This window comes from Plesiomonas sp. ZOR0011 (genome assembly GCF_000800945.1).
In the GTDB taxonomy this organism is placed as follows: Bacteria; Pseudomonadota; Gammaproteobacteria; order Enterobacterales; family CAMTGL01; genus Plesiomonas; species Plesiomonas shigelloides.
Window position 1 is genome coordinate 1 of the sequence record NZ_JRKB01000152.1, and the last position, 368, is coordinate 368.

General features: G+C 54.6%; 1 tRNA gene. It reads right to left on the bottom strand.

Going from position 1 to position 368, the window contains the following annotated elements:
- Positions 1-142: 142 nt before the first annotated feature.
- Positions 143-219 (bottom strand) — tRNA-Asp (locus L975_RS17135).
- Between the last annotated feature and the right edge of the window lie 149 nt (positions 220-368).

Below are 368 nucleotides of genomic sequence, written 5' to 3' on the forward strand. Positions count from 1 at the left end.
CAGAAGACAGAAGACAGAAGACAGAAGACAGAAGACAGAAGACAGAAGACAGAAGACAGAAGACAGAAGACAGAAATCTGGCCAAATCGCCAGATCGCAGGCAAGAAAAAACCCAGACAGCAAGCTGTCTGGGTTGATAAAGTGGCGGAGCGGACGGGACTCGAACCCGCGACCCCCGGCGTGACAGGCCGGTATTCTAACCGACTGAACTACCGCTCCGCGAAACTGGTGTCGAAGCTTTCGCTTCTACGCAATTCCGCATCAGTACTCGGAACGCGTTTTTTCTAATTGTTGGCGGTGCGGACGGGACTCGAACCCGCGACCCCCGGCGTGACAGGCCGGTATTCTAACCAACTGAACTACCGCAC